The 22,318-nt window shown below is 64.3% G+C and carries 26 protein-coding genes; 15 read left to right on the top strand and 11 right to left on the bottom strand.

Going from position 1 to position 22,318, the window contains the following annotated elements; translation table 11 throughout:
- Positions 1-9 precede the first annotated feature (9 nt).
- The 7 genes from AC1DYQ_RS16780 (at position 10) to AC1DYQ_RS16810 (ending at position 7,014) form a co-directional block, all read left to right on the top strand.
- Complete coding sequence (locus AC1DYQ_RS16780; RefSeq protein ID WP_477687721.1) at positions 10-1,557, top strand: ammonium transporter; 1,548 nt, start codon at positions 10-12, stop codon at positions 1,555-1,557.
- A 225-nt stretch (positions 1,558-1,782) separates the two neighbouring features.
- On the top strand, positions 1,783-2,709 hold the full coding sequence (locus tag AC1DYQ_RS16785) for an SMP-30/gluconolactonase/LRE family protein (RefSeq protein WP_477687722.1): 927 nt from the start codon (positions 1,783-1,785) through the stop codon (positions 2,707-2,709).
- A gap of 81 nt (positions 2,710-2,790) precedes the next feature.
- Complete coding sequence (glcE, locus tag AC1DYQ_RS16790; protein ID WP_477687723.1) at positions 2,791-3,912, top strand: glycolate oxidase subunit GlcE; 1,122 nt, start codon at positions 2,791-2,793, stop codon at positions 3,910-3,912.
- Positions 3,913-3,915: 3 nt separating this feature from the next.
- A complete protein-coding gene (locus AC1DYQ_RS16795) occupies positions 3,916-4,692 on the top strand; it encodes a YoaK family protein (RefSeq protein ID WP_457281746.1) in 777 nt (258 codons plus the stop codon).
- 4 nt (positions 4,693-4,696) lie between these two features.
- Positions 4,697-5,923 carry a glycolate oxidase subunit GlcF gene (gene glcF, locus AC1DYQ_RS16800; RefSeq protein ID WP_477687724.1) on the top strand — a complete coding sequence of 409 codons (1,227 nt, stop codon included), beginning with the start codon at positions 4,697-4,699 and terminating at the stop codon, positions 5,921-5,923.
- A 203-nt stretch (positions 5,924-6,126) separates the two neighbouring features.
- Positions 6,127-6,501: a VOC family protein gene (locus tag AC1DYQ_RS16805; RefSeq protein WP_477687725.1), complete on the top strand. Its 375-nt coding sequence runs from the start codon at positions 6,127-6,129 to the stop codon at positions 6,499-6,501.
- A gap of 6 nt (positions 6,502-6,507) precedes the next feature.
- Entirely contained in the window at positions 6,508-7,014 is a 507-nt protein-coding gene (locus AC1DYQ_RS16810; protein WP_477687726.1) for an EVE domain-containing protein, read from the top strand.
- An 8-nt stretch (positions 7,015-7,022) separates the two neighbouring features.
- Here the strand turns inward: AC1DYQ_RS16810 and AC1DYQ_RS16815 are convergent, their stop codons facing one another.
- The 4 genes from AC1DYQ_RS16815 to AC1DYQ_RS16830 all read right to left on the bottom strand — a co-directional run bounded on the left by AC1DYQ_RS16815 (position 7,023) and on the right by AC1DYQ_RS16830 (position 9,406).
- The gene (locus AC1DYQ_RS16815; protein WP_477687727.1) at positions 7,023-7,556 is read right to left on the bottom strand and encodes an N-acetyltransferase family protein; all 534 of its coding nucleotides are present in this window, start codon (positions 7,554-7,556) and stop codon (positions 7,023-7,025) included.
- Positions 7,557-7,561: 5 nt separating this feature from the next.
- Positions 7,562-8,146 carry a helix-turn-helix domain-containing protein gene (locus AC1DYQ_RS16820; RefSeq protein ID WP_477687728.1) on the bottom strand — a complete coding sequence of 195 codons (585 nt, stop codon included), beginning with the start codon at positions 8,144-8,146 and terminating at the stop codon, positions 7,562-7,564.
- Between the two features lie 80 nt (positions 8,147-8,226).
- Positions 8,227-8,919 carry a penicillin-insensitive murein endopeptidase gene (locus AC1DYQ_RS16825; RefSeq protein ID WP_477687729.1) on the bottom strand — a complete coding sequence of 231 codons (693 nt, stop codon included), beginning with the start codon at positions 8,917-8,919 and terminating at the stop codon, positions 8,227-8,229.
- Between the two features lie 10 nt (positions 8,920-8,929).
- Complete coding sequence (locus AC1DYQ_RS16830; protein ID WP_477687730.1) at positions 8,930-9,406, bottom strand: hypothetical protein; 477 nt, start codon at positions 9,404-9,406, stop codon at positions 8,930-8,932.
- A 55-nt stretch (positions 9,407-9,461) separates the two neighbouring features.
- Between AC1DYQ_RS16830 and AC1DYQ_RS16835 the strand changes: the two genes are divergently transcribed.
- Complete coding sequence (locus AC1DYQ_RS16835; RefSeq protein WP_477687731.1) at positions 9,462-10,154, top strand: helix-turn-helix transcriptional regulator; 693 nt, start codon at positions 9,462-9,464, stop codon at positions 10,152-10,154.
- Positions 10,155-10,171: 17 nt separating this feature from the next.
- Here the strand turns inward: AC1DYQ_RS16835 and AC1DYQ_RS16840 are convergent, their stop codons facing one another.
- Genes AC1DYQ_RS16840 through lplT form a run of 3 tightly spaced genes read right to left on the bottom strand, consistent with a single transcriptional unit; the run spans position 10,172 to position 12,914 of the window.
- Complete coding sequence (locus AC1DYQ_RS16840) at positions 10,172-10,666, bottom strand: glutathione peroxidase (RefSeq protein ID WP_477687732.1); 495 nt, start codon at positions 10,664-10,666, stop codon at positions 10,172-10,174.
- A gap of 47 nt (positions 10,667-10,713) precedes the next feature.
- Positions 10,714-11,634 (bottom strand): DMT family transporter, encoded by a 921-nt coding sequence (locus AC1DYQ_RS16845; RefSeq protein WP_477687733.1) that lies wholly within the window; start codon positions 11,632-11,634, stop codon positions 10,714-10,716.
- The gene (gene lplT / locus AC1DYQ_RS16850; protein WP_477687734.1) at positions 11,634-12,914 is read right to left on the bottom strand and encodes a lysophospholipid transporter LplT; all 1,281 of its coding nucleotides are present in this window, start codon (positions 12,912-12,914) and stop codon (positions 11,634-11,636) included. Before lplT ends, AC1DYQ_RS16845 begins: the two co-directional genes overlap by 1 nt.
- Positions 12,915-13,103: 189 nt before the next feature.
- On the opposite strand from lplT, the gene alr reads away from it, so the two are divergent.
- The 4 genes from alr to AC1DYQ_RS16870 all read left to right on the top strand — a co-directional run bounded on the left by alr (position 13,104) and on the right by AC1DYQ_RS16870 (position 15,847).
- Positions 13,104-14,198, top strand: coding sequence for an alanine racemase (alr, locus tag AC1DYQ_RS16855; RefSeq protein ID WP_477687735.1), 1,095 nt, complete (start codon positions 13,104-13,106; stop codon positions 14,196-14,198).
- Between the two features lie 39 nt (positions 14,199-14,237).
- On the top strand, positions 14,238-14,699 hold the full coding sequence (locus AC1DYQ_RS16860) for an RDD family protein (protein WP_457281733.1): 462 nt from the start codon (positions 14,238-14,240) through the stop codon (positions 14,697-14,699).
- A 48-nt stretch (positions 14,700-14,747) separates the two neighbouring features.
- On the top strand, positions 14,748-15,215 hold the full coding sequence (locus AC1DYQ_RS16865) for an N-acetyltransferase family protein (RefSeq protein WP_477687736.1): 468 nt from the start codon (positions 14,748-14,750) through the stop codon (positions 15,213-15,215).
- 218 nt (positions 15,216-15,433) lie between these two features.
- Positions 15,434-15,847: a hypothetical protein gene (locus AC1DYQ_RS16870; protein WP_477687737.1), complete on the top strand. Its 414-nt coding sequence runs from the start codon at positions 15,434-15,436 to the stop codon at positions 15,845-15,847.
- A gap of 21 nt (positions 15,848-15,868) precedes the next feature.
- On the opposite strand, the gene AC1DYQ_RS16875 is transcribed toward AC1DYQ_RS16870, so the two are convergent.
- The 4 genes from AC1DYQ_RS16875 to AC1DYQ_RS16890 form a co-directional block, all read right to left on the bottom strand.
- Positions 15,869-16,762: an NAD(P)-dependent oxidoreductase gene (locus tag AC1DYQ_RS16875; protein ID WP_477687738.1), complete on the bottom strand. Its 894-nt coding sequence runs from the start codon at positions 16,760-16,762 to the stop codon at positions 15,869-15,871.
- Between the two features lie 45 nt (positions 16,763-16,807).
- Positions 16,808-17,782, bottom strand: coding sequence for a 2-dehydropantoate 2-reductase (locus AC1DYQ_RS16880; RefSeq protein WP_477687739.1), 975 nt, complete (start codon positions 17,780-17,782; stop codon positions 16,808-16,810).
- A gap of 96 nt (positions 17,783-17,878) precedes the next feature.
- The gene (locus tag AC1DYQ_RS16885; protein WP_477687740.1) at positions 17,879-18,865 is read right to left on the bottom strand and encodes a Bug family tripartite tricarboxylate transporter substrate binding protein; all 987 of its coding nucleotides are present in this window, start codon (positions 18,863-18,865) and stop codon (positions 17,879-17,881) included.
- Positions 18,866-18,953: 88 nt separating this feature from the next.
- Complete coding sequence (locus AC1DYQ_RS16890; RefSeq protein ID WP_477687741.1) at positions 18,954-19,361, bottom strand: 5-carboxymethyl-2-hydroxymuconate isomerase; 408 nt, start codon at positions 19,359-19,361, stop codon at positions 18,954-18,956.
- 80 nt (positions 19,362-19,441) lie between these two features.
- On the opposite strand from AC1DYQ_RS16890, the gene radA reads away from it, so the two are divergent.
- From radA to AC1DYQ_RS16905, 3 genes are all read left to right on the top strand, one after another.
- Positions 19,442-20,821 (top strand): DNA repair protein RadA, encoded by a 1,380-nt coding sequence (radA, locus tag AC1DYQ_RS16895; RefSeq protein WP_477687742.1) that lies wholly within the window; start codon positions 19,442-19,444, stop codon positions 20,819-20,821.
- Between the two features lie 20 nt (positions 20,822-20,841).
- On the top strand, positions 20,842-21,630 hold the full coding sequence (locus AC1DYQ_RS16900; protein ID WP_477687743.1) for a metallophosphoesterase family protein: 789 nt from the start codon (positions 20,842-20,844) through the stop codon (positions 21,628-21,630).
- Between the two features lie 171 nt (positions 21,631-21,801).
- The gene (locus AC1DYQ_RS16905; protein WP_457281725.1) at positions 21,802-22,236 is read left to right on the top strand and encodes a glycerate kinase; all 435 of its coding nucleotides are present in this window, start codon (positions 21,802-21,804) and stop codon (positions 22,234-22,236) included.
- Positions 22,237-22,318: the final 82 nt, after the last annotated feature.

The following is a 22,318-nucleotide window of genomic DNA, read 5'->3' on the forward strand; positions in this document are numbered from 1 at the left end:
AACATAGACATGAAAAAACTACTTGCCTCCCTTGTATTGGGATTGAGCCTGCTGACGACCGGCGCCGTGATGGCGCAGGCCCCGGCAGCTGCACCTGCTGCTTCCGCTGCAGAAGCCAAACCGGCTGAAGCTGCTGCTTCTGCCGCCGCGCCTGCCGCAGCGACAGCACCCGCCGCTGCAGCTGCAGCCTCTGCACCGGCTGCCGCCGCAGCACCGGCGCCTGTTCCCAACAAAGGTGATACCGCCTGGATGATGGTTTCCACGCTGCTGGTCATCATGATGACCGTGCCCGGCCTGGCGCTGTTCTACGGCGGTCTGGTCCGCAGCAAGAACATGCTGTCCGTCCTGATGCAGGTCATGGTGACGTTCTCGATGATCGTCGTGCTGTGGTTTATCTATGGCTACAGCCTGGCCTTCACTGAAGGCAACGCCTTCTTCGGCGGCTTCGACCGGCTCTTCATGAAGGGCATCTGGGACAACGTCGCGGGCACCTTTGCCAATGGCGCCACCTTCAGCAAGGGTGTCGTGATCCCCGAGATCGTGTTCGCAGCCTTCCAGGCCACTTTTGCCGGCATCACCTGCGCGCTGATCGTTGGCGCCTTTGCCGAACGCATCAAGTTCTCCGCAGTGCTGCTGTTCATGGCGATCTGGTTCACCTTCAGCTATGCACCTATTGCCCACATGGTCTGGTTCTGGATGGGCCCTGACGCCTACACCGGCAAGGAAGTCGCCGACGCGATGAGCGCCAAGGGCGGTTATATCTGGCAAATGGGCGCCCTGGATTTTGCGGGCGGTACCGTGGTGCACATCAACGCCGCTGTCGCTGGCCTGGTAGGCGCCTTCTGCATCGGCAAGCGTATTGGCTACGGCAAGGAAGCCATGGCCCCTCACAGCCTCACGTTGACCATGGTTGGCGCCGCATTGCTGTGGGTGGGCTGGTTCGGCTTCAACGCCGGCTCCGCCCTGGAAGCCAACGGCTTCGCCGCCCTGGCCTTCATCAATACGCTGGGTGCTACCGCTGCCGCTGTGCTGGCATGGTGCGTCGGTGAAGCGCTGATGCGCGGCAAGGCTTCGATGCTGGGCGCAGCGTCCGGCGCTGTCGCCGGCCTGGTGGCCATCACGCCCGCAGCCGGCAACGTCGGCATCGGCGGCGGCCTGATCATCGGCCTGATCGCCGGCTTCGCCTGTCTCTGGGGTGTGAACGGCCTGAAGAAACTGCTGGGCGCTGACGACTCGCTCGACGTGTTCGGCGTGCATGGCGTGGGCGGTATTCTGGGCGCGTTGCTCACCGGCGTTTTCAACTCGCCAGCCCTGGGCGGCCCAAGCTTCGTGGGTGACTGGGTGACCGCCACGGCCGTGACGCCTGACGCTTACACGATCGCCGGCCAGGTCTGGATCCAGGCCAAGGCCGTGCTGATCACCATCGTCTGGTCCGGTGTGGTTTCCTTCATCGCCTACAAGGTGGTTGACCTCACGATCGGCCTGCGCGTCAGCGAAGAAGACGAACGCGAAGGCCTGGACATCACCTCGCACGGTGAGACCGCCTACAACCGTTAATTCATAGTCAGACGAATTCGGGCTGCCCCAGGCAGCCCCCTGATTGAGTATCTCCTTTGGATGTTCAGCCCGCTGGCGCAAGCCGGTGGGCTGTTTTTTTTGGCGCGTGCCTTATGGGCGTTGCACGATCGCCAGGATGGGGTTGCGGTGGCCGTTTCCGGCGGTGGCCCTGCCGGTGCTAACCTTGGGTGCCTATCCACTTTTCAGCCTTTCAAGGAACGCCGCATGACATGGCAAACCGTTGTTGCACAACCCAGTGAACTGGGTGAATCGCCGTTCTGGCATCCCGACGAGCAAATGCTGTATTGGGTTGACATTCCAGGCCGGCAGATTCACCGTTGCAACGTCTTTATGGGGACGGTGCAAAGCTGGCCCATGCCGTCGGAGCCCGGCAGCATTGCGCCGGCCCGTACACAGGGGCAAGGCAGCGGGCTGGTGATCGCATTGCGCGACGGCATTTACCGCGCCCGCGAGTGGGGCGCCGAGCTCCAGCAGCTCATGCGGGCCGGCCATGACACCAACACGACGCGGTTCAACGACGGCAAGGCCGACCCCCGCGGCCGCTTCTGGGCCGGCACGATGTACGAACCACGGGACAAGTCCGTGGCCGAGCTTTTTTCCATCGACTGCCGCAACAGCCTCGTGCCCGTGGTGGAGCGCAAGGCAGGCGGCGCCATCATCGCCAATGGCCTGGCGTGGTCGCCGGACGCCGCAACTGTGTACTGGACGGATACCCCCACGCACACCACGCATGCCTGGGACTGGGATGCCGACAGCAACGCCATAGCAAACCGCCGCGTTTTCCACCAATGGCCGGGCAAACCTGCCGGCTGGCAGTTCGGCATGCCCGGCTATGGCGGGCGGCCCGACGGCGCCGCGGTGGATATCCAGGGCAACTACTGGGTGGCCATGTTTGAAGGTGCGCGCCTTCTCAAGCTGTCGCCGGCAGGAGAGTTGCTGGCTGAAATTCCCGTGCCGGCGCAATGCCCGACCATGCCGTGTTTTGGCGGCGACGACCTGCAAACGCTTTACATCACCACGGCATGCTACAACCGGCCGGCTGCCGAGCTGCAGGCCTATCCCGAGTCTGGCTGCGTGTTTTCGATGCGGGTGGATGTGCCCGGCCTGCCGGTGAATTTTTTCGAGGATTGAGCCTCGCCCTCTGAAAAAACCGAACAGGCGGCATGCAAAAAGATCAACGCCCCAGGCGCGATACCCACGTACCATCCAGCCATGCCTTCAGACACCGATGATGTGATGGACTCCCTGACCGGGCGGATACGCGCCGCTGCTGCCGCCGGCACGCCGCTGCGTATTCGCGGTGGCGGCACCAAGGACTTCTACGGCCAATCCCTGCAAGGCGACATCCTCGACATGACGCCGTACGCGGGTGTCATCAGCTACGAACCCAGTGAACTGGTCGTGACTGCGCGCGCCGGCACGCCGCTGGCCGAACTCGAGGCCTTGCTGGCGGCCCAAGGCCAGTGCCTCCCCTTCGAGCCGCCCCGTTTCGACGATGCAGGGGCAAAAGCCACCGTGGGTGGCATGGTCGCCAGCGGCCTGAACGGGCCGGCACGCGCCAGTGTGGGCGCGGTGCGTGACTACATGCTCGGCCTCAAGCTCATCAATGGGCGCGGCCAGCTGCTCACGTTCGGCGGGCAGGTCATGAAAAATGTGGCGGGTTATGACGTTTCCCGGCTCATGGCGGGTGCCCTGGGTACCTTGGGCGTGCTCACTGAAGTGAGCCTCAAGGTGCTGCCAACGGCGCCTGCCGAGGCCACCCTGCGCTTTGAATGCAGCCAGGCGCAGGCGCTTGACTGGCTGAACGCCTGGGGCGGCCGGCCCTTGCCGCTCAACGCGAGCTGCTGGTCCGCAGAAGCCGATGTCGGTACGCTCTATCTGCGATTGCGCGGCGCTGTCGCCGCCGTCGAAGCCGCCTGCAAAGTGCTGGGCGGTGAGAAACAAGGCAGCGCCGAAGCTGCCAGCTATTGGCAGGCATGCCGCAACCAGCAGCACCCGTGGTTCCAGGCACGCCAGGCCGACCAGGACTTGTGGCGGCTGTCCTTGCCGCAAACGGCGCCTGTTCAGAATTTACCCGACTCGCCGCTGGTGGAATGGCATGGCGCCCAGCGATGGGTGCGGGCAGGTGCAGGGCACGCAGAGGCACTGCGTGCGGCCGCTGCCCAAGCTGGCGGGCATGCTACTCTTTTTATAGCTGCTGGCGCTCATCCAGCGGGCGCTACAGCCCGATTTGATGCATTAAAGCCACCGCTGGAGCGGATCCACCGGGAGCTCAAACGCGAGTTCGATCCCGCCGGAATCCTGAACCGCGGCCGCATGGCGGCGGGCTGGTAGCTCATGCGCCGCCTGCGCCATCTCACCGGGCAGCACCGCACGCCCACCATCAACCGCCTGCTCGGCGGCGTGCTCGCATTCAATGCCGGGGCTGTCAACGCAGGCGGCTTTCTGCTCGTCAGCATGTACACCTCGCACATGACGGGGTTTGTCTCCATCGTGGCCGACAACCTCATCCTCGGCAACCTGACGCTGGTGCTCGGTGCGGTGGGCGCCTTGCTGGCCTTCACCCTGGGCGCGGCCGTGACGGCCGTGCTGGTCAATTGGGCGCGCCATCGCCACCTTCGCAGTGAATTCGCGCTGCCGCTGTTGCTCGAGTCCGTGCTTCTGCTGGTCTTCGGCCTGCTTGGCGCAACGCTGAACCGGCAGACACCATTTGCAGTGCCCTTGACCGTGCTGGTGCTGGCCTTCACCATGGGCCTGCAGAACGCGCTGGTCAGCAAAATCTCGTCCTCCCAGATTCGCACGACGCACATGACCGGTGTCATCACTGACCTCGGCATCGAGCTCGGCAAGATGTTTTACTGGAACCGTACCGCCAGCTCCATGGAGTCCCGTGTGCGCGCCAACCGTATCAAGGTGCGGCTCTTCGGCACCTTGCTGGCCATGTTCATTGCCGGCGGCCTGGTCGGTGCGGCCGGCTTCAAATACGTCGGTTTCATCTGGGTCGTGCCCCTGGCCCTCATGCTGTTGACCTTGTCCTTGCCGCCGCTGTATGCGGATTTCCGGCGCGCTGCCCGGCGCAAGGCCCTCGCTCTGGCCCTGAAAGAAGGGTCCTGACGCCATGCAAACCCACCTCGCCCCTGAATTCAAAAACACCGCTGACGGCCTGGAGGCTGAAGCCATCTTGCGCAAATGTGTGCATTGCGGTTTTTGCACGGCCACCTGTCCCACCTACCAATTACTGGGCGACGAGCTTGACGGCCCGCGTGGACGCATCTACCTCATCAAGCAAGTGCTGGAGGGTGAAGCGCCCACGCGCAAGACCCAGCTGCACCTGGACCGGTGCCTCACCTGCCGCAACTGCGAAAGCACCTGCCCCAGCGGGGTGGAATACGGCCACCTCGTGGATATCGGCCGCAAGCTGGTTGACGAGCGCGTGCCGCGCCCGGCCGGTGAGCGTGTCGTGCGCTGGGCTCTCAAGGAAGGCCTTCCGTCGCCGCTTTTTGCGCCCGCCATGAAGGCCGGGCAAGCCGTCCGCGGCCTCTTGCCCGCATCGCTCAAAAACAAGGTGCCGGCCAGGCAGGCCGCCGGCCCATGGCCCGCGCGCCAGCACGCCCGCAAGATGCTCATGCTCGAAGGCTGCGTGCAGCCCGCCATGATGCCCAACATCAATGCCGCCACGGCGCGCGTGCTCGACGCGGCCGGCATACAAACGGTGGTGGCGCAAAAAGCCGGATGCTGCGGCGCCGTCAAATTCCACCTGAACGACCAGGAGGGCGGCAAGGAAGAAATGCGGCGCAACATCGACGCCTGGTGGCCGCATGTGGAGGGCACAGGGGTAGAGGCCATCGTCATGAACGCCTCGGGCTGCGGCGTCACCGTCAAGGAATACGGCCACCTCCTCAGGGACGATCCCGCCTACGCGGCCAAAGCCGCACGCATCAGCGGGCTGACACGCGACCTCAGCGAGCTCATGCCGGAGCTGGTCGGTGAGCTGCAGGGCAAGGTCAGGGCGCAAGCCGGCACGCTGGCGTTTCATCCGCCCTGCACGCTGCAGCACGGCCAGCAGCTGCGCGGCGGTGTCGAGACGCTAATGGGCGCACTCGGCTTTAACGTCAAGCTGGCGGCCGGTGAGTCGCACCTGTGCTGCGGTTCGGCTGGCACCTACTCCGTGCTGCAGCCCGACATCGCGTATCAACTGCGCGATCGCAAGCTCGGCAACCTGCAAGCCACAGCACCCGAAACCATCATCTCAGCCAATATCGGCTGTATTACGCACCTGCAAAGCGGCACGGCAACGCCGGTGCGGCACTGGATTGAAGTGCTGGACGACGCGCTGACGTCTTGAAGGGAGCGAATATCCAGGCCAGCCGGGGCCGCGGAACCGGCTTTGCCGGGCCGCAGGCGCAGCGCCCCGTTGTGTGAGGAAAGGGGCAGCGCAACGCCGTAGGCTCACGAAGTGAAAAGCGTGGGGGCCAACATCCCTCCTGACACCACGTTGTCAGTAGCCCCCCGGCACCATCAAGGCTTCTTCAACACAAGGAGCCTCCCATGAAAAACGCCATCACCTGGTTTGAAATCCCCAGCACCCGACTCGACAAAGCCCAGGCCTTTTACGAAGCCGTACTCGAGTGCAAGATGCGCCGCGAGCCCATGGGCCCGTCCGAAGGCGCGGTGTTTCCCTACGAGGCGGAGGAGGGCGTGGGTGGCGCGATCCTGGCCGGCCCCACAGCGCCAGCTCCGGCGTCCGGCGGCACCTTGATTTACCTCGATGCTTCGCCTTCGCTGGATGCCGCACTGGCGCGCGCCGTCAAGGCCGGCGGCAAGGTCGCCTTGCCGCGCCAGGCTCTGCCGCCCGGCCTGGGTTTTTTTGCGCACATCACCGACCTGGACGGCAACCGCGTTGGCGTGCACGCCCTGGCCTGAACCGCCATGGACCGCAAGAACTGGATAGCCGTGGCGAGCGCCGAGCATGCGCGGCGCGGGTGCGGAACGCCGGGGGCTGGCTACATGCAGGTGTGCCATGGCAAATGTGGGCCGCTGAAAAAGGTGCTGGCGGGGGACCGCGTGGCTTATTACTCGCCCGCGCTGACCATGAGCGGCAAAGACAAATTCCAGCGCTTTGTTTCCATCGGCGTGGTGCAGGCCGGCGAGCCGTATGCCTTCGACATGGGCGGCGGCTTCGTGCCCTTCCGCCGCGACGTGACCTATGCGGCCGCGCGGGAGGTGTCCATATTGCCCTGGCTGCACGAGTTCGAGTTTGTGGAAAGCCGCCAGCACTGGGGCTACAAGTTTCGCTTCGGCCTGTTCGAGGTCAGCGACCACGACATGCGGCTGGTCGCGCGGGCCATGCGCGCGGACCTCGCGGCGCTGGACTTTGAGGCGGCTGGTGCAGCAGCTGCGCCTCTGCGCCCCATGGCACTGTTCCCGGACCTGTAGTTACCTAGTTACCAGATCAGCTCGCGATAGAACACCGTCGTGCCAACCAGGCCGCCGCGCGGCAACAGCGCATAGCCGGGAATCACGCCCACGCGCTGCCAGCCCAGGCGTTGGTACAGGCGCTCGCCGCTATCGCCGGTCACGGTGTCCAGCACCAGCAAGGTCTTGCCACAGTCGCGCGCCATGCTTTCGGCGGTGCGCATCAAGGCCTCGCCCAGACCCTGGCGCCGGCAGCGGCGGTGCACCAGCATCTTGGCCAGGTCGGCGCGGTGCGGCTGGTTCTCGGGCTGTGCCAGGACCAGCTGCACCGTGCCGCAAATGCCTTGCGCATCCTCGGCGACCAGCAGTGCGCGCTCGCCCGCGGCAACGCCTTGCGCCACATCGCGCCAGAAGCCCGCGGCACGTTCGCGCGACAGCGGGTGCATAAAACTCACCGAGGCGTCGCTTTCAACGCAGTCGATCAGCACATCGACCAGTCCTGCAATCTGTTCGTCAGTGACGGCGGGAAGGCGCCGCAGCGACCAGGGTGTGGTGTTCATCATGGTGTTCAAGCCGCTTCGGTGGCGATCACCACCGCATAGCGCGCGGGCTTTCGCGTGGGATTGTGGAACATGGTGGGCCGGTCCAGCTGCATGGCCAGGCAGTCGCCCTCGCGCAGCGCGTGGCGCTCGTCGCCTATGGTGATGTCGATGGCACCTTCGAGCATCCACACCTGCTGGTGCACACGCGCATCGCGCACGCCGGTTTCAAACGCCACGCGCCCGCCCGGCGGGAAATGCACTTCGACGATCTGCATGGGCTGCGGCACGCCGGGCGGCGAGATGTTGCGCCGCAGGTAGCCCGAAGCCGGGTCCTGCCACTGCAGTTGCTCAGCGTGGCGCGCCACCGGGCTGGCGGGCGCCTGGGCGGCGGGCGCATCGAACAGCGAGGCCAGCATCACGCCCAGACCGGTGGCCAGCCGCTCCAGCACCACGGCGGTGGGGCTGCTTTCGCCGCGCTCTATCAGCGAAATCATGGAGCGGCTCACACCGCTTTTGGCGGCCAGCGCGTCAAGCGACAGGCTTTTGGCGGCGCGCAGCTCGCGCACGCGCTCGGCGATGCGCTGGTTCAGGCCGGAAGGGGCTTCTGTCATGGTGGAATTTATTCTCCATCATATTGGAAGTTGTGTCCAGTGCCTATGACGCTTGCCGCTCTGCGCCAGCTGCCGTTTTGCTAGCCCGCGCCGGATTTGCACGGAATGGCGAAGTCCACGTGGTAATGCTCGTCGTGGCGAACCCAGGGCTTGCCTTTCATGAAGTTCAGGTTCTGCTTCAGGTAGGGGCCGCGCGGCGTGGCGAACAGCCGGGGCAAAAACGGTGCGTCAAAGATGACCAAGGCAATGCCGACGCCACGCGCCTTCGCGGCCATGTGCAACTGGTACAGGTGCTCGGCGGTCGCGGGGAAGTCGATGACGTACTCGCCGTACCGGGCGTCGGCATTGAACTCAAGGTCATAGCCGAAGCGGTTGCCGATGCTGCTTGGTAGCGGCACGGACTTTCCCTGCGCGTCGCGGACTGGCACAAAGAAGTCCACGGACAGGCCGTTCTGATGCGTACGGTGCGGCCGGAAACGCCCGCCGGAAGGCCAGCCCGTTTCGCCATAGACATAGGTGGTCGATGGGCTGGTGGCGTGGAGCGCCGCGTAGGACGCGGTGATGACGTCCGCGACCTTGGCATGCACATGCGTGCGGCCTGCCGTGGCGGCCATCGCGCTGTACGCCGAGAAGTTGGGGCCGCTGGTCGGTAGCTTGACGCTGCCTTCGATGCGGCCCTTGCTGACCGTGCCGAAGCATTGGCTGTCGGCGGCAAGGGCTTGGACGGACATGGTCGCCAGCATTGCGGCGATCAGGCAAGCGAGCTTATGCATGGAAGATCGGTTACCAGGCCCCGCGACCATACGAAACAGCAAGCACTCCAAGAGTAAGTGAGCCGGCCACAAGGCCTCCCAGCGCCAGCCACTCAGCGGTGTTGAAATCCTTGAACGGAGGATCGAATGGGTTCAGGGCCTGCCACCACTTCTTCCCGAGCCGCCTGCGGTTCAGATAGAGCAGCAAATTTCCGCCGCCGACCCAGAGCACCGCTATTAGCGAGAGCAGGATCAGTTGACCGGGTGGCATGCTTGCCAGGACATCCTCAGCCGTCGGGATCGTGGATGGCGGTGCTGAGGCTTCCGGTATGAGCCCGGAAGCCTTGGCCAGGAGTAAGGTCAACAGCATAGGCGCCACAAAGAGCGCCATGTTCTTCCAATAGACCGACTGCGTCTGGGCTCGCACCATGCGGAACCATGCGATGGGCGCGATCATCAGGGTTGCCACGATTGCGACGCAAGCGAGAATTTGAAGAAGCAGTTGCATGGTGATCACGGGTTGCACTATAGCCGGGTGGGCGCTCCCCTATCATCTGCAAACCATGCGCCGCGCCGACCGCCTCTTCCACCTCGTCCAGCTGATTCGCGGCCGCCGCCTGAGCACCGCGGAATTCCTCGCCAAGCGGCTCGAGGTTTCCGAGCGCACGATTTACCGTGACGTGGCGGACCTGCAGCACCAGGGTGTGCCGATCGAGGGCGAGGCCGGCGTGGGTTATCGGCTGGGCGCTGGTTTTGATTTACCGCCGCTGATGTTCACGCAAAAGGAAGCCAATGCGCTGGCCGCGTCGGTGCGCCTGGCGCAGGCCTGGCTGGACCCGGCCATGGCGGGTGATGCGGAGGCCGCCTGGAGCAAGATTTTTTCGGTGCTGCCGCCCGCGGCGCGCACGGCGGCCGAAGGTGTGCCGCTGTATGCGGTGGTGATCAATCCCGATGAGGCCACGCAGCGCCGCCTGCAGCTTTTGCGTGAGGCGATTCATGCGCACTGCAAGGTGGGCCTGCGCTACCTCGATGCGGCCGGGCGTGAAAGCCGGCGTGTGCTCTGGCCGCTGGGCTGTTTTTACTGGGGCAGCGTGTGGACGCTGGGCGCCTGGTGCGAAGCGCGGCAGGACTTCCGCAACTTTCGCGTGGACCGCATGGCCGCGATCGACGTGCTGGACGAGCGCATTGGCCATGAGGCCGGCCGTACGCTGGCGGATTATTTGCGCGCTGTCAAAGCCGGCCCCAAACCCCCTTGATGTGGGGCGCTGGCGGCTCAGGCCGCTAGCGCAGCCTCGATGTCCTTGGCCAGGTCTGCCGGCTTGTCGCTGGGCGCATAACGCCGTATGACTTTCCCGTCCTTGCCGACCAGGAACTTGGTGAAGTTCCATTTGATGGACCTGATGCCCAGCAGGCCGGGCGCCTCGGCCGACAGCCACTGATAAAGCGGGTGGGCGGCGGGGCCGTTGACGTCGATCTTGGACATCATGGGGAAACTCACGCCGTAGTTGACCTGGCAGAACTCGGCGATCTGGTCGTCGCTACCGGGGTCTTGCGAGAGAAACTGGTTGCTGGGAAAACCCAGGACCGCCAGGCCTTTGCCAGCATACTGTTTATACAGCTCTTCCAGTCCCGCGAACTGCGGGGTAAAACCGCATTTGCTGGCCGTGTTGACGATCAGCATGACTTTGCCTTTGAAGGCGCCCAGTGCAACATCCTTGCCCGTGATGTCTTTGGCCTGGAAGTCGTAAACCGTTTTTTCTGCGCCCATGGTGTGTCTCCTTGTGAATCGCTATCGGAAAGCGTGAGGATTGTTCCTTAGTGCGATTTTGCGCCATTCGAAGACGACGGTGCTGTCGCCGCCAGTACAGCAGCCAGCACGATCAGGCTGCCACCCAGCAGCACGCGAGGAGTCAGTTCGGCAGCGCCCATCGCAGCCGACGAGAGGCTCGCAAAGAGGATCTCGGTCAACATCACGATGGCGGTGGTGCCTGCCGCCAGCCGCGCCGCGCCGTACTGCAGGCCGGCGTTGCTGGCCATGAAGGCCAGCGCCAGCCCCAACACCACCGGGACGCCGGCCAGCGCCAGCGCCGGTGCGGGCACCAGGGCCTGCGACATACCCATCAGCGCCGCTGCTGCCGCCATCAGGCCGCTGCCGCCAAACATGGCCAGCATGCGTGACTCGCTGGGGGTGTGGTTGTATTTGCGCAGTACGGCGTTGGTCACCGCAAAACTGAAGCCGCCCATGATGGCCAGCCAGTCGGCGCCGCCTTGGGGGATGGGCCAGGGCGAGTCCGGCGACTTGAGCACGATCAACACGCCCGTCATGGCCAGCAAGAGGCGCAGCAGCGAGGCGGCCGAGGGCTTTTCACCCAGCATGACCCAGGCCACCAGCACCGACCAGGCCGGCATCAGGTAAAACAGCAGCACCACGCGCACCACGTCGCCTACCGTCACCGCCCAGTTGAAGCCGACATTGGTGAGTCCCGAAGCCGCAGCCAGGAACCACAGCTGGGGGTGCGCTACAAAACCACGCCAGGCGGTGGGGCGCAGCACCAGCAGACCGGTCACCACGACCGCGTAAACCAGCGCCGTGGTCCACAGGGGGTGCAGGCCATGACCCTGCAGTTGGCGCAGCGGCCACCAGGACACACCCCAGACAAGGGCGTTGAGGACCAGTGCGAGAACGGCTTTGGACGTGCCGCCTGGCACGGCGGCACGGTTTGCAGTGGCCGGCATCAGTGCGATTTATCGCTGCGGGCGATGCTCAGCAGGTGGTCCACCTGCTCTTTGTATTTGACGGTGTTGCGCTTGTGCCAGCGCTGGATCACCCACATGAAGCCTGCCACTACGACGCCAAAGGCTGTGATGGCGCCAAAGGCCGACAGGCCCATGCCGGTGGAGAGGCTGTAGAAAGCCCCCAGGCTCAAAATGCAGGCCTGTTCGTTGAAGTTCTGCACGGCGATCGAGCGGCCCGCGCCCATCAGGTTGTGGCCGCGGTGCTGCAGCAGCGCGTTCATGGGCACGACCAGGAAACCGCCCAGGCCGCCCAGCAGGATCAGGAAAGGCGCGGCCACCCAGACATTGCCGATGAAGTTCATCAAGATGACCAGCAGGCCCATGGCAATACCGAGCGGCATCACGCTGGTGGCCTGGTCCAGCCGCATGCGCATGGAGGCCAGCACGGCACCGACGGCGGTGCCGATGGCGACCACTCCGACCAGGGAGGAGGCCTGCGTCGTGCTGTAACCCAGGGCGGCCGCGCTCCAGGCCAGCACGATATAGCGCAAATTACCCGATACGCCCCAAAACAGGGTGGTGGTCGCCAGGGAAATCTGGCCCAGCTTGTCGCGCCACAACGCCGAGTTGCAGTTCCAGAAATCGGGCAGCAGCTCGAGCTTGTTGCGCGGCATGGGCCGCATCTCCACGCCGGTGTCGGGAATGCGTGTATTGAACCAGGCCGCGATGATGTAAAGCAGGATCAGCACGGCAATTGCGGCTTCGGGGGCGGTGTCGATGCCGGTCGTGAAAACGGGAAAGTCAAACGAAAGCAATAGCGACGACACTGAATGGCCCACCAGCTGGCCGCCCAGCAAAACGCCGAGGATGATGGACGAAATCGTCAAGCCTTCGATCCAGCCGTTGGCTTTGACCAACTGCGAAGCCGGCAGGAGTTCGGTGAGGATGCCGTATTTGGCGGGGGAGTAAGCCGCCGCCCCGAGCCCGACAATGGCATAGGCCAGCAGCGGGTGGGAGCCAAACAGCATCATCAGGCAGCCGATCACCTTGATGGCGTTGCTGACGAACATGACATTGCCCTTGGGGCGCGCATCGGCAAAAGCCCCCACAAAAGGCGCTAACACCACGTAAAAGAGCGCAAACATGGGCACCAGCGCCGCCGGCTGCCATTTGGGCGCGCCGCTGGTTTTCAGCAGCTCCACGGCGGCCACAAACAGCGCGTTATCAGCCAGCGAGCTGAAAAACTGGGCCGCCATGATGGTGTAGAAACCGCGCTTCATTAAACTGTTGTGGTCACTGCATCAATGCATCAGCGGATCTGATGCGGCAAGATATGGGTGAATGTCTCCAGACGATTCCGGTTTATAGCATGGGGGGCGGTGTCAGAATGCAAAAGACCTCATCCAGAGGCCTTTCGTCCCGACGGGCCCGCCAGCCTGCCACGCTCCCGGAAAACAATTTACTGCGCCATGCCACGTCCCATTCTTGCCACCATTCATACCGCAGCGCTTGCCCACAATCTCGCGCGCGCCCGCGCTGCCGCGCCCGATGCGCGGGTCTGGGCCATCGTCAAGGCCAATGCCTATGGTCACGGCATCGAACGTGTTTTTGATGCGCTGCGCAGTGCCGACGGATTTGCGCTGCTGGACCTGGCTGAAGCGCAGCGCCTGCGCGCGCTGGACTGGCGCGGCCCCATCTTGCTGCTGGAAGGCTGCTTTGAGGCGCGGGATCTCGAGTTGTGCTCCCGCCTGGGCCTGTGGCATGCCATTCACTGCAACGAGCAGATCGACATGCTGGCTGCCCACAAGACGCAGCTGCCGCACCGTGTCTTCCTCAAGATGAATTCGGGCATGAATCGGCTGGGTTTCGCGCCCGAACGCTACCGTGCGGCGTGGACGCGCCTGAATGCATTGCCCCAGGTCGAAGAGATTACGCTGATGACGCATTTTTCCGATGCGGACGGCCCTAAAGGCATCGCCGCGGCGCTGAAGGCCTTTGACGCCGTCACGCACGACCTGCCGGGTGAACGCACTCTCAGCAACAGCGCCGCCACCTTGCGGCACGGCGATGTGCTGGCCGGGCGCTCCGACTGGGTGCGGCCCGGTATCCTGGTTTACGGCAGCGCGCCCGACTTCCCCGAGCACAGTGCTGCCGACTGGGATTTGCAGCCCACCATCACGCTGTCATCGAAAATCATCGGCATCCAGGAGCTCAAAGCCGGCGATACCGTGGGTTACGGCTCCTGTTTCACGGCCGACGGCCCGCTGCGCATCGGCGTGGTGGCCTGCGGTTACGCAGACGGCTACCCGCGCCACTGCAGCACAGGTACGCCGATGCTGGTGAATGGCGTGCGCACCCGCATGGTGGGGCGCGTCAGCATGGACATGATCACGGTGGACCTCACTCCCGTGCCCGGCGCGGGCATCGGCACCGAGGTGACGCTGTGGGGCCGCGCCTCCAGCGGCGCGGTGCTGCCGATCGACGAAGTGGCGCACGCCGGCGGCACCGTCGGTTATGAGCTCATGTGCGCGGTGGCACAGCGTGTGCCGGCGGTGGCGGACTGAATCCGCTGTGACTGCAAACTTGTTCAGGAAAAAAGAACCATGGAAACATCAGAACTTGAATATGCCGGCTTCTGGATACGCGTCTGGGCATCGCTGATTGATACCGTATTGTTCTGTGTGCTGATCTTCCCGCTACTGACGGTCATTTACGGCACCGCTTACTGGAACAGCACAAAGCTGGTTCAGGGACCGGCGGATTTCCTGATCTCATGGGTTATTCCGGCTGTAGTGGTCGTGGGCTTCTGGATCGTTCGGCAGGCGACACCCGGGAAAATGGCGATTGCTGCCCGCATCGTGGACGCCAGGACCGGCCTCAAGGCCACGCCAGGCCAGTTCGTCATCCGCTACATCGGTTACGTGCTGTCCACCATTCCCTTTTGCCTGGGTTTTTTCTGGGTGGCTTTCGACGCCCGCAAGCAGGGCTGGCACGACAAGCTCGCCGGCACGGTTGTCGTGCGCAACAAGGCCGGCACTACCCAGCCTGTCGCGTTCAACGACTGATACCGGCTCCCCGGTATCAATCCGGCCTACCATCATCAAGAGGTGCCCATGCCAGTGGCTTCATCCATCACCGTTCGTTCTGTAGCGCCGCAGGATTTCGAGGCCTGGTTGCCCCTTTGGCTGGGCTACAACAAGTTCTACGGCCGATCCGGTGAGACGGCGCTGGCTGACGACATCACCGCTATGACCTGGTCGCGCTTTTTTGATGCGTATGAGCCTGTCCACGCTTTGGTGGCGGAGTCCGGCGGTGAGCTGGTGGGCCTCACGCATTACCTGTATCACCGCAGCACCACCCGCATTGCACCGGTCTGTTATTTGCAGGATCTGTTCACCGCTGAAGCCGTGCGCGGCCAGGGCGTTGGCAAGGCACTGATTGAAGCCGTGTACGAGAAGGCCCAAGCCGCCGGTTCTACACGCGTCTACTGGCAAACCCATAAGACCAATGCCACGGCCATGAGGCTGTATGACCAGGTGGCGGAAAACTCGGGTTTTGTGGTTTACGCCAGGCCGCTATAGCGCGCCTTGCTCCAACTGTCTTCTGTCTTCGTACAGGCCTTGTAGGAAACAGCGCCTTTACCCGTGCATGGTTTTCAGGTAGGTTTTAAAGAAGCCGTGCCGCAAGCCGCGTCAGCTGGCGTATCAACGCCGCAGTCCTTGCTACCGGCCCGGTCCAGCACCCATGTCGGCTCCAGTGCTGCAGCCCATGCAAACGCCGGCGCTCCCAAGGAGTCCCCATGAACCCATCCGGAAGAGACAAAGAAAAAAACGTGCAGTCCATGCTCGAAAAATTCGCCGATGCATTCACTCACAGTGACGGCAAGCGCGCCGCGCAGTGCTGGGAAGTTCCGGCACTCATCGTGGCAGACCAGGGCACCAAGGCCGTGGCAACGCTGGCGGAAGTTGAGGACTTTTACGGCGGTGCCGCCAAACAATACAACGACATGGGCATCACCGGCACGCGGCCCGAGGTGCAGTCCATCACCTGGATGACGGACCAGCTGGCCACGGTGCATGTTCGCTGGCCTTACCTGGACGCACAGGGCAAACAGCGGCCGGAGTCGGAGTCCTCGACCTACGTGATGCGCTTTGACGGCGACCAACCGAAGATCAATGTGGCCGTGATGATGGGCTTCAAGGGCGCGCACTGAGCCCGCCGCTTGCCGGTCACGTCACTGCGGCGCGATTTTCGCGCCGGTGAGCTTTTCCTGCGCCGTCACGAGGGCGGTGACAAATTTCTTGCCCTGGCCCAGCGCGCTGGCAGTGGCCAGGCTTTGGTGCACGGCTTCACCCACGAGAGAAGGAACATTCACCATCTCGGCCAGGTGGGTGTAGTAGCGCAGGTCCTTGCGGGCGTTGTCCAGCTCAAACTTCAGGCCGTTGAAGTCACCGTTCAGTGTCTTGGCCATGGCCTGGAAGAGGCCCGAGTTCACCGCGCCTGCCGAAATCACTTCCACCAGCTTTTGCGGCTGAATGCCCGCCAGCGCGCCCACGGCAAAGGCCTCGGCGGTAGCCGTGCAGATCGCCTGGCCAATGAAGTTGTTGAGCAGCTTGATGACATGCCCGGCGCTGGGGCCGCCTACGTGAAAAATGTTTTCGCAATAGGCGGCCAGTACCGGCCGGATTTTGTCGAACACGGCCTGCTCTGCGCCCACCATGGTGTTGAGCTTGCCGAGCTCGGCTTCCACCGGCGTGCGCGCCAGTGGTGCATCCACCAGCGTCGCACCGCGCTCGGCGCATAGGGCGGCCAGGCGGCGTGTGGATTCGGGTTCGCTGGTGGAGGTGTCGATCACGATCAACCCGGCGCGCGCCTTTGACAGTACGCCATTGGCCCCGAGCAGGGTCTCTTCGACCTGCGGCGATCCCGTCACGCAAATAATCACCGCGTCGCACGCGCCCAATTCGGCGGGGCTGGCGGCCTGCTTCGCACCGGCGGCCAGTAGGTCGGCCACGCGTTCCGTATTGCGGTGCACGGTCAGGCTGACGTTGAATCCCTTGGCCTGCAGGTTGCGTGCAATGCCATGTCCCATGAGGCCCGATGCGCCGATAACGCCGATGTGTTTCATGCTGTCTCCTGAAAAGTGGTTGAGAAAAATCCGGAAATCTTTGGGTCAATAAAGACCCTTGACGCGCGCCTGCAACCGGGCCAGCCCGAGCAAAGCGTCGGTATAGGGCGTGGGCACCGCCGTCAGTTGCCCCAGCTCGCGCACAGCCGTCACCAGCGCGTCCAGCTCGACCGGTTTGCCGGCTTCCACGTCCTGCAGCATGGATGTCTTGAAGGCACCCAGCTTGCGCGTGACGACGTGCCGTTCCGCAGGGGTCTGGTTGATCGGGATGCCGATGCGCGCGCCGATTTCCTTGGCCTCAAGCATCACGCTGTGGGTAAAACCGGTCACCAGTTCGTCGTCAAGAACACGGTCCATGGTTGCACCGGTCAGCGCGCTGATCGGGTTGGCGGTCATGTTGCCCCAGAGCTTGAACCAAATGTCTTTCTGGATCTGCTCCGACACCGGCGCTTCAAAGCCGGCTTTTTCAAGCAGGGCCGCAAGCTGCTGCACCCGGGCGGTTTTCTCGCCGGAGGGCTCGCCGATGATGAGCTTGTTGCCGAAGTGGTGGTGCACCTGGCCGGGCTCGTCCAGCGAGCAGCTGGCATGCACCACGCAGCCGACGATATGCTGTGCCGGAATGGCCTGCGCCAATTCGCCGCCGGGGTCCACTGAGGTCAACCGGGTGCCTTCAAGCGTCCCGCCAAAGCCCTGCAAAAACCACCAGGGCACGCCGTTCATGGCGGTCAGGACCATCGTTTCCGGGCCAATCAGCGGAGCGATGCGGCGCACCACTTCTGGCAGCGACGGCGCCTTGACAGCCAGCACCACCAGGTCCTGCACGCCGAGATCGGCCGGCGCGGCGCTGGAGGCCACGGCTTGTGATGTGACCTTGCCGCCCTGGTTCAGCCGCAGCCCGTGCAGTTGCAGGGCATCGAGCGTGGCTCCGCGCGCCACCACGCTGACTTTGCAGCCGGCGTGCGCCAGTCCGTGGCCTATCCAGCCGCCAATGGCGCCGGCGCCGTAAACACACACTTTCATCCGTTAAAACCCTGACTTAAAGAAGAAAAATGGCTGTAACCCAGGAAGATCGGGCGCGAGCAGCTCCTGATTTGATAGCGTCGTGAGTCGAATGGATTAACCTTCGGGTGTGAAACCCACTGCCTTGACCAGCGGGCCCCACAACTCGGTATCGGCCTTGAGCATGGCGGCCAGCTGTGCGGGCGAGGTCGGCGCCGCTTCAAGGTAAGACACGGCCAGGCCGTCGATCACGTCCTGCGAGGCCAGCGCGGAGCGGATGCCGGCATTCAGGCGCTGCACCACATCCTGCGGCGCTTTTGCGGGCAGGAAGAAGCCGAACCACTCGGTGAACGCCATGTCCTTGAAGCCTTGCTCCAGCAGCGTCGGCGTGTTGGGGGTAAAGCGACTACGCTTGGGGCCGCTGGTCGATAGCAGGCGGCACTTGCCCGACGCGACATGCTGGGTGAACTCGCCGGTAGGGCCCGACACGGCGGCAATCTGGCCGCCCACCATGTCCAGCACGGCGGGCTGGGTGCCGCGAAAAGCCACGTGGCGCAAGTCCACGTTGCCGGCCCGGCCCAGCAGCGCGCCGATGAAGTGCGGCGACGAGCCGGCGGCCGGCGAGCCGAAGTTGGCCTGGCCCGGGTTGGCCTTGCACCAGGCAAGAAAGTCCGGCACGTTTTTGACGCTGGCCGGCACCATGGGGCCGACAGCGAAGCCGTAGTCGAAGATCGCGCCGGCAGATACCGGGGTCAGGTCGGCGACCGGGTCGTACGGCAGTTTCTTGTAGGTGTGCGGGTAGATGCCCAGCATGGACATGGGCGTCAGCAGCAGCGTGGTGCCGTCGGGCGCGGCGGATTTGACGAACTGCACGGCGATTTGCCCGCCCGCGCCGGTCTTGTTCTCCACCACGGCGTTTTTGGCATAACCGGGATGCAGCTTGTCGGCGACGCGGCGCGACACGATGTCGGCGGTGCCGCCGGGCGCGAAGCCGACGATGACTTTGGTGCTTTCAAGGGCCTGGGCCCAGGCGCGCTGGCCGATGCCTGTGAGCAGTGCTGCAGCGCTGGATGACTGGATGAGCTGGCGGCGTGAAATGTTCATGGGGTGTCCTCGTGAAATCGGTGGGGCTGCTGCGACGCCATGGCGGGCAAAAAAGCCATTGTTGAGCAAGATGCGATTTTGTGCAGGATCAGGCGGCATCCAGATGCGCGGCGAGGTTGTTGCGCTTGCCTTCATAGACGGGCGTGCCCTCTTCGATCTGCAGTGTCATGCCCACGGCGTGCTGCGCGAACACCGCATCCAGATGTGCGCTGGCGCTGGCCAGCACGGCGTCGCCGGCCCGCTTTTTCATGGCTTCGCTGCGGCCGGGGGTGATCAGGAGGTTCAGGTAGATAAAGGCGCGGTCGGGCCGTCCGTCCGCCACCGCAAAGTGCGGCGCCGGCCAGGCCATGACCCGCGTTCCGGCCACCGGGAAAAGCGGCACCACCCCGTCTTCCCCGCGCAGGGCCACCAGTGTGGCGGCCAGCGTGTGGCACAAGGCGTTCATGTCGGTGAGGCTATCCAGGTTGGCGGTGTATTGAATGTTCAGGTGAGGCATGGCGGTGGTTGCGCAAGGCGAGTGAAACCCGCATCATGACCAAAACGCAAAGGCTGGTTATTTATACAGTAATATCGCGCATGGCCAAAGACAAAACGATTTACACCTGCACCGAATGCGGCGGCGCCAGCCCCAAATGGCTGGGCAAATGCCCGCATTGCAACGCCTGGAACACGCTGATCGAATCGGCCGCCGAAAGCAATGCGCCGGCGAAGAACCGCTACAGCAGCCAGTTCCAGTCGCTGGCCAAGGCCTCTGACGTCACCGCCCTGGCCGACATCGAAGCCACCGACATGGAGCGCACGCCCACCGGGCACGAAGAGCTGGACCGCGTGCTGGGCGGTGGCATCGTGGAAGGCGGCGTGGTGCTCATTGGCGGTGACCCTGGCATCGGCAAGTCCACCTTGCTGTTGCAGGCGCTGGATTCGCTACAGCGCGCGGGGCTCAACACTCTGTACGTCACCGGTGAAGAAAGCGGGGCGCAGGTGGCGCTGCGCTCGCGCCGGCTCGGGCTGGACGGCTCGCAGGTCAAGGTGCTGGCTGAAATCCAGCTTGAAAAAATCCTCGCCACGCTGGAGGCCACGCAGCCGGCCATTGCCGTGATCGATTCCATCCAGACGGTGTATTCCGACCAGCTCACGTCGGCGCCCGGCTCGGTCGCGCAGGTGCGTGAATGCGCGGCGCACCTGACGCGCGCCGCCAAGTCCAGCGGCGTGTGCATCGTGCTGGTCGGCCACGTCACGAAGGAGGGCGCACTCGCCGGCCCGCGTGTGCTCGAGCACATGGTCGACACCGTGCTGTACTTTGAAGGCGACACGCATTCAAGCTTTCGCTTGGTGCGCGCCATCAAGAACCGTTTCGGCGCTGTCAATGAGATCGGCGTCTTTGCCATGACCGAGAAGGGCCTCAAGGGCGTGGCCAATCCGAGCGCGATCTTTTTGAGCCAGCACAGCGAGCCCGTGCCCGGCAGCTGCGTGCTGGTCACGCTGGAGGGCACGCGCCCCATGCTGGTTGAAATCCAGGCGCTGGTCGACAACGGCGGGCCCAGCCCCCGGCGCCTTTCGGTGGGCCTGGACCGCGACCGCCTGGCCATGCTGCTGGCGGTGCTGCACCGCCACGCTGGCGTGGCCTGCATGGACCAGGACGTGTTCGTCAACGCCGTGGGCGGTGTGCGCATCAGCGAGCCGGCGGCCGACCTGGCCGTGATGCTGGCCATCACCTCGTCCTTGCGCGGCAAGCCGCTGCCCAAGGGTTTCATCGCCTTTGGCGAGGTCGGGCTGGCCGGAGAAGTGCGCCCGGCCCCGCGCGGCCAGGAGCGCCTGAAGGAAGCGGCCAAGCTGGGTTTTAGCGTAGCCGTGGTGCCCAAGGCCAACGCGCCCAAGAAACCGATTGAAGGCCTCACCATCCACGCTGTCGAGCGCGTGGAAGAGGCCATGGAAGTGGTGCGCAGCCTGAGCTGAGGCATTGCACAATCAGGGCCATGAAACTCGCCGTCATCTCCGACATTCACGGCAACCTGCTGGCGCTTGAGGCCGTGCTGGCGGACATTGCCGGGCAGGGCGTTGACCAGACCGTGAACCTGGGCGACATCCTGAGCGGCCCGCTGCAGCCCGCGGAAACCGCCGACCTGCTGATGGCCCGCAACTTCACCACCATCCGCGGCAACCACGAGCGGCAGGTGCTGGAATTGCTGGACCAGGGCCAGCATCTCGACCCACTCGGCACCGACGGCTATACCGCGGGCCAGCTGACGTCGGCGCAGGTGGCGTGGATCAGGTCGCTGCCCGCGAGCCTGGAGCTGGCGGGCGGTGACGTGCTGCTGTGCCACGGAACGCCCGGCAGCGATTTGATCTACTGGATGGAAACCACGGTGCCCGGCTTCCCTGACGCGCATCCGACGGGTATCCGGCCTGCCACGGCCGAAGAAGTTTTCCTGCGGCTTGGCGACGACAGCCCCCAGGCGCATTCGCTGGTCCTTTGCGGCCACACCCATGTGCCGCGCATGGTCCAGTGCGGCAACCTGCTTGTCGTCAATCCCGGCAGCGTCGGCCTGCAGGCTTATGACGATGACCATCCTCACCCGCATGTAGTGGAAAACGGCGCGCCGCACGCGCGTTACGCGGTCGTCGAAAAAACCGCCCAGGGCTGGCGGGTGGACCTGCGCGCCGTGCCCTACGACCACATGGCGGCATCCAAGGCGGCATTCGGCCGAGGCCGTCCTGACTGGGCGTATGCGCTGGCGACCGGTTGGGCAAGGCGCGGCGGCTGACTGGCTGCTATTAAAAACATAGCTGCCTGCGCCCGTTCCTGCTGGGCTGCAGGCCTTTTTCCTTCAAAAAAAGGTGCCAAAAGCGGCTGACAGCCGTCTCGTGGCGGCTTTTTCATGCGGCTACGCACTCCCCGCAGCGCCGGCGCCCCCGGTGGCTGCGAAAATACGGCCATGAACTTCCAGAAAATCATTGTTCCCGTGGCCGGCATCGCCGGTGTCTTGCTGGCGTACCGCTTTTACGGCTGGGCCGGTGTAGCCGCCGCTGCCAGCGCCCTCGTGATGTGGGTACTGCTGCATTTCACCCGCATGATGCAGGTCTTGAAGCGTGCAGCCAACCGGCCCATCGGTTATGTCGACAGTGCGGTCATGCTCAACGCCAAGCTGCGGCCCGGCATGACATTGCTGCATGTGGTGGCGATGACGCGGGCGCTGGGCCTGCTGCAGTCGGCCAAGGACGAGCAGCCCGAAATCTTCCGCTGGACGGACGGTTCCGAGTCGCATGTCACCTGCACCTTTGTGGGCGGCAAATTGTCGCACCATGAACTCTTCCGCCCGGTGCCCGCGGATTCGCCTGAGGCCGGGGGCGCAGCGCCGCCCGCACCGTAAAATCAGACTTTCGGGTTTTGCCCGGCCTGGCACCGCATTCCCGGCTGCTGCTGCCGGCGGCGCGCCGATACAGCACAACCAT

This window comes from Polaromonas sp. P1_F4 (assembly GCF_056405675.1).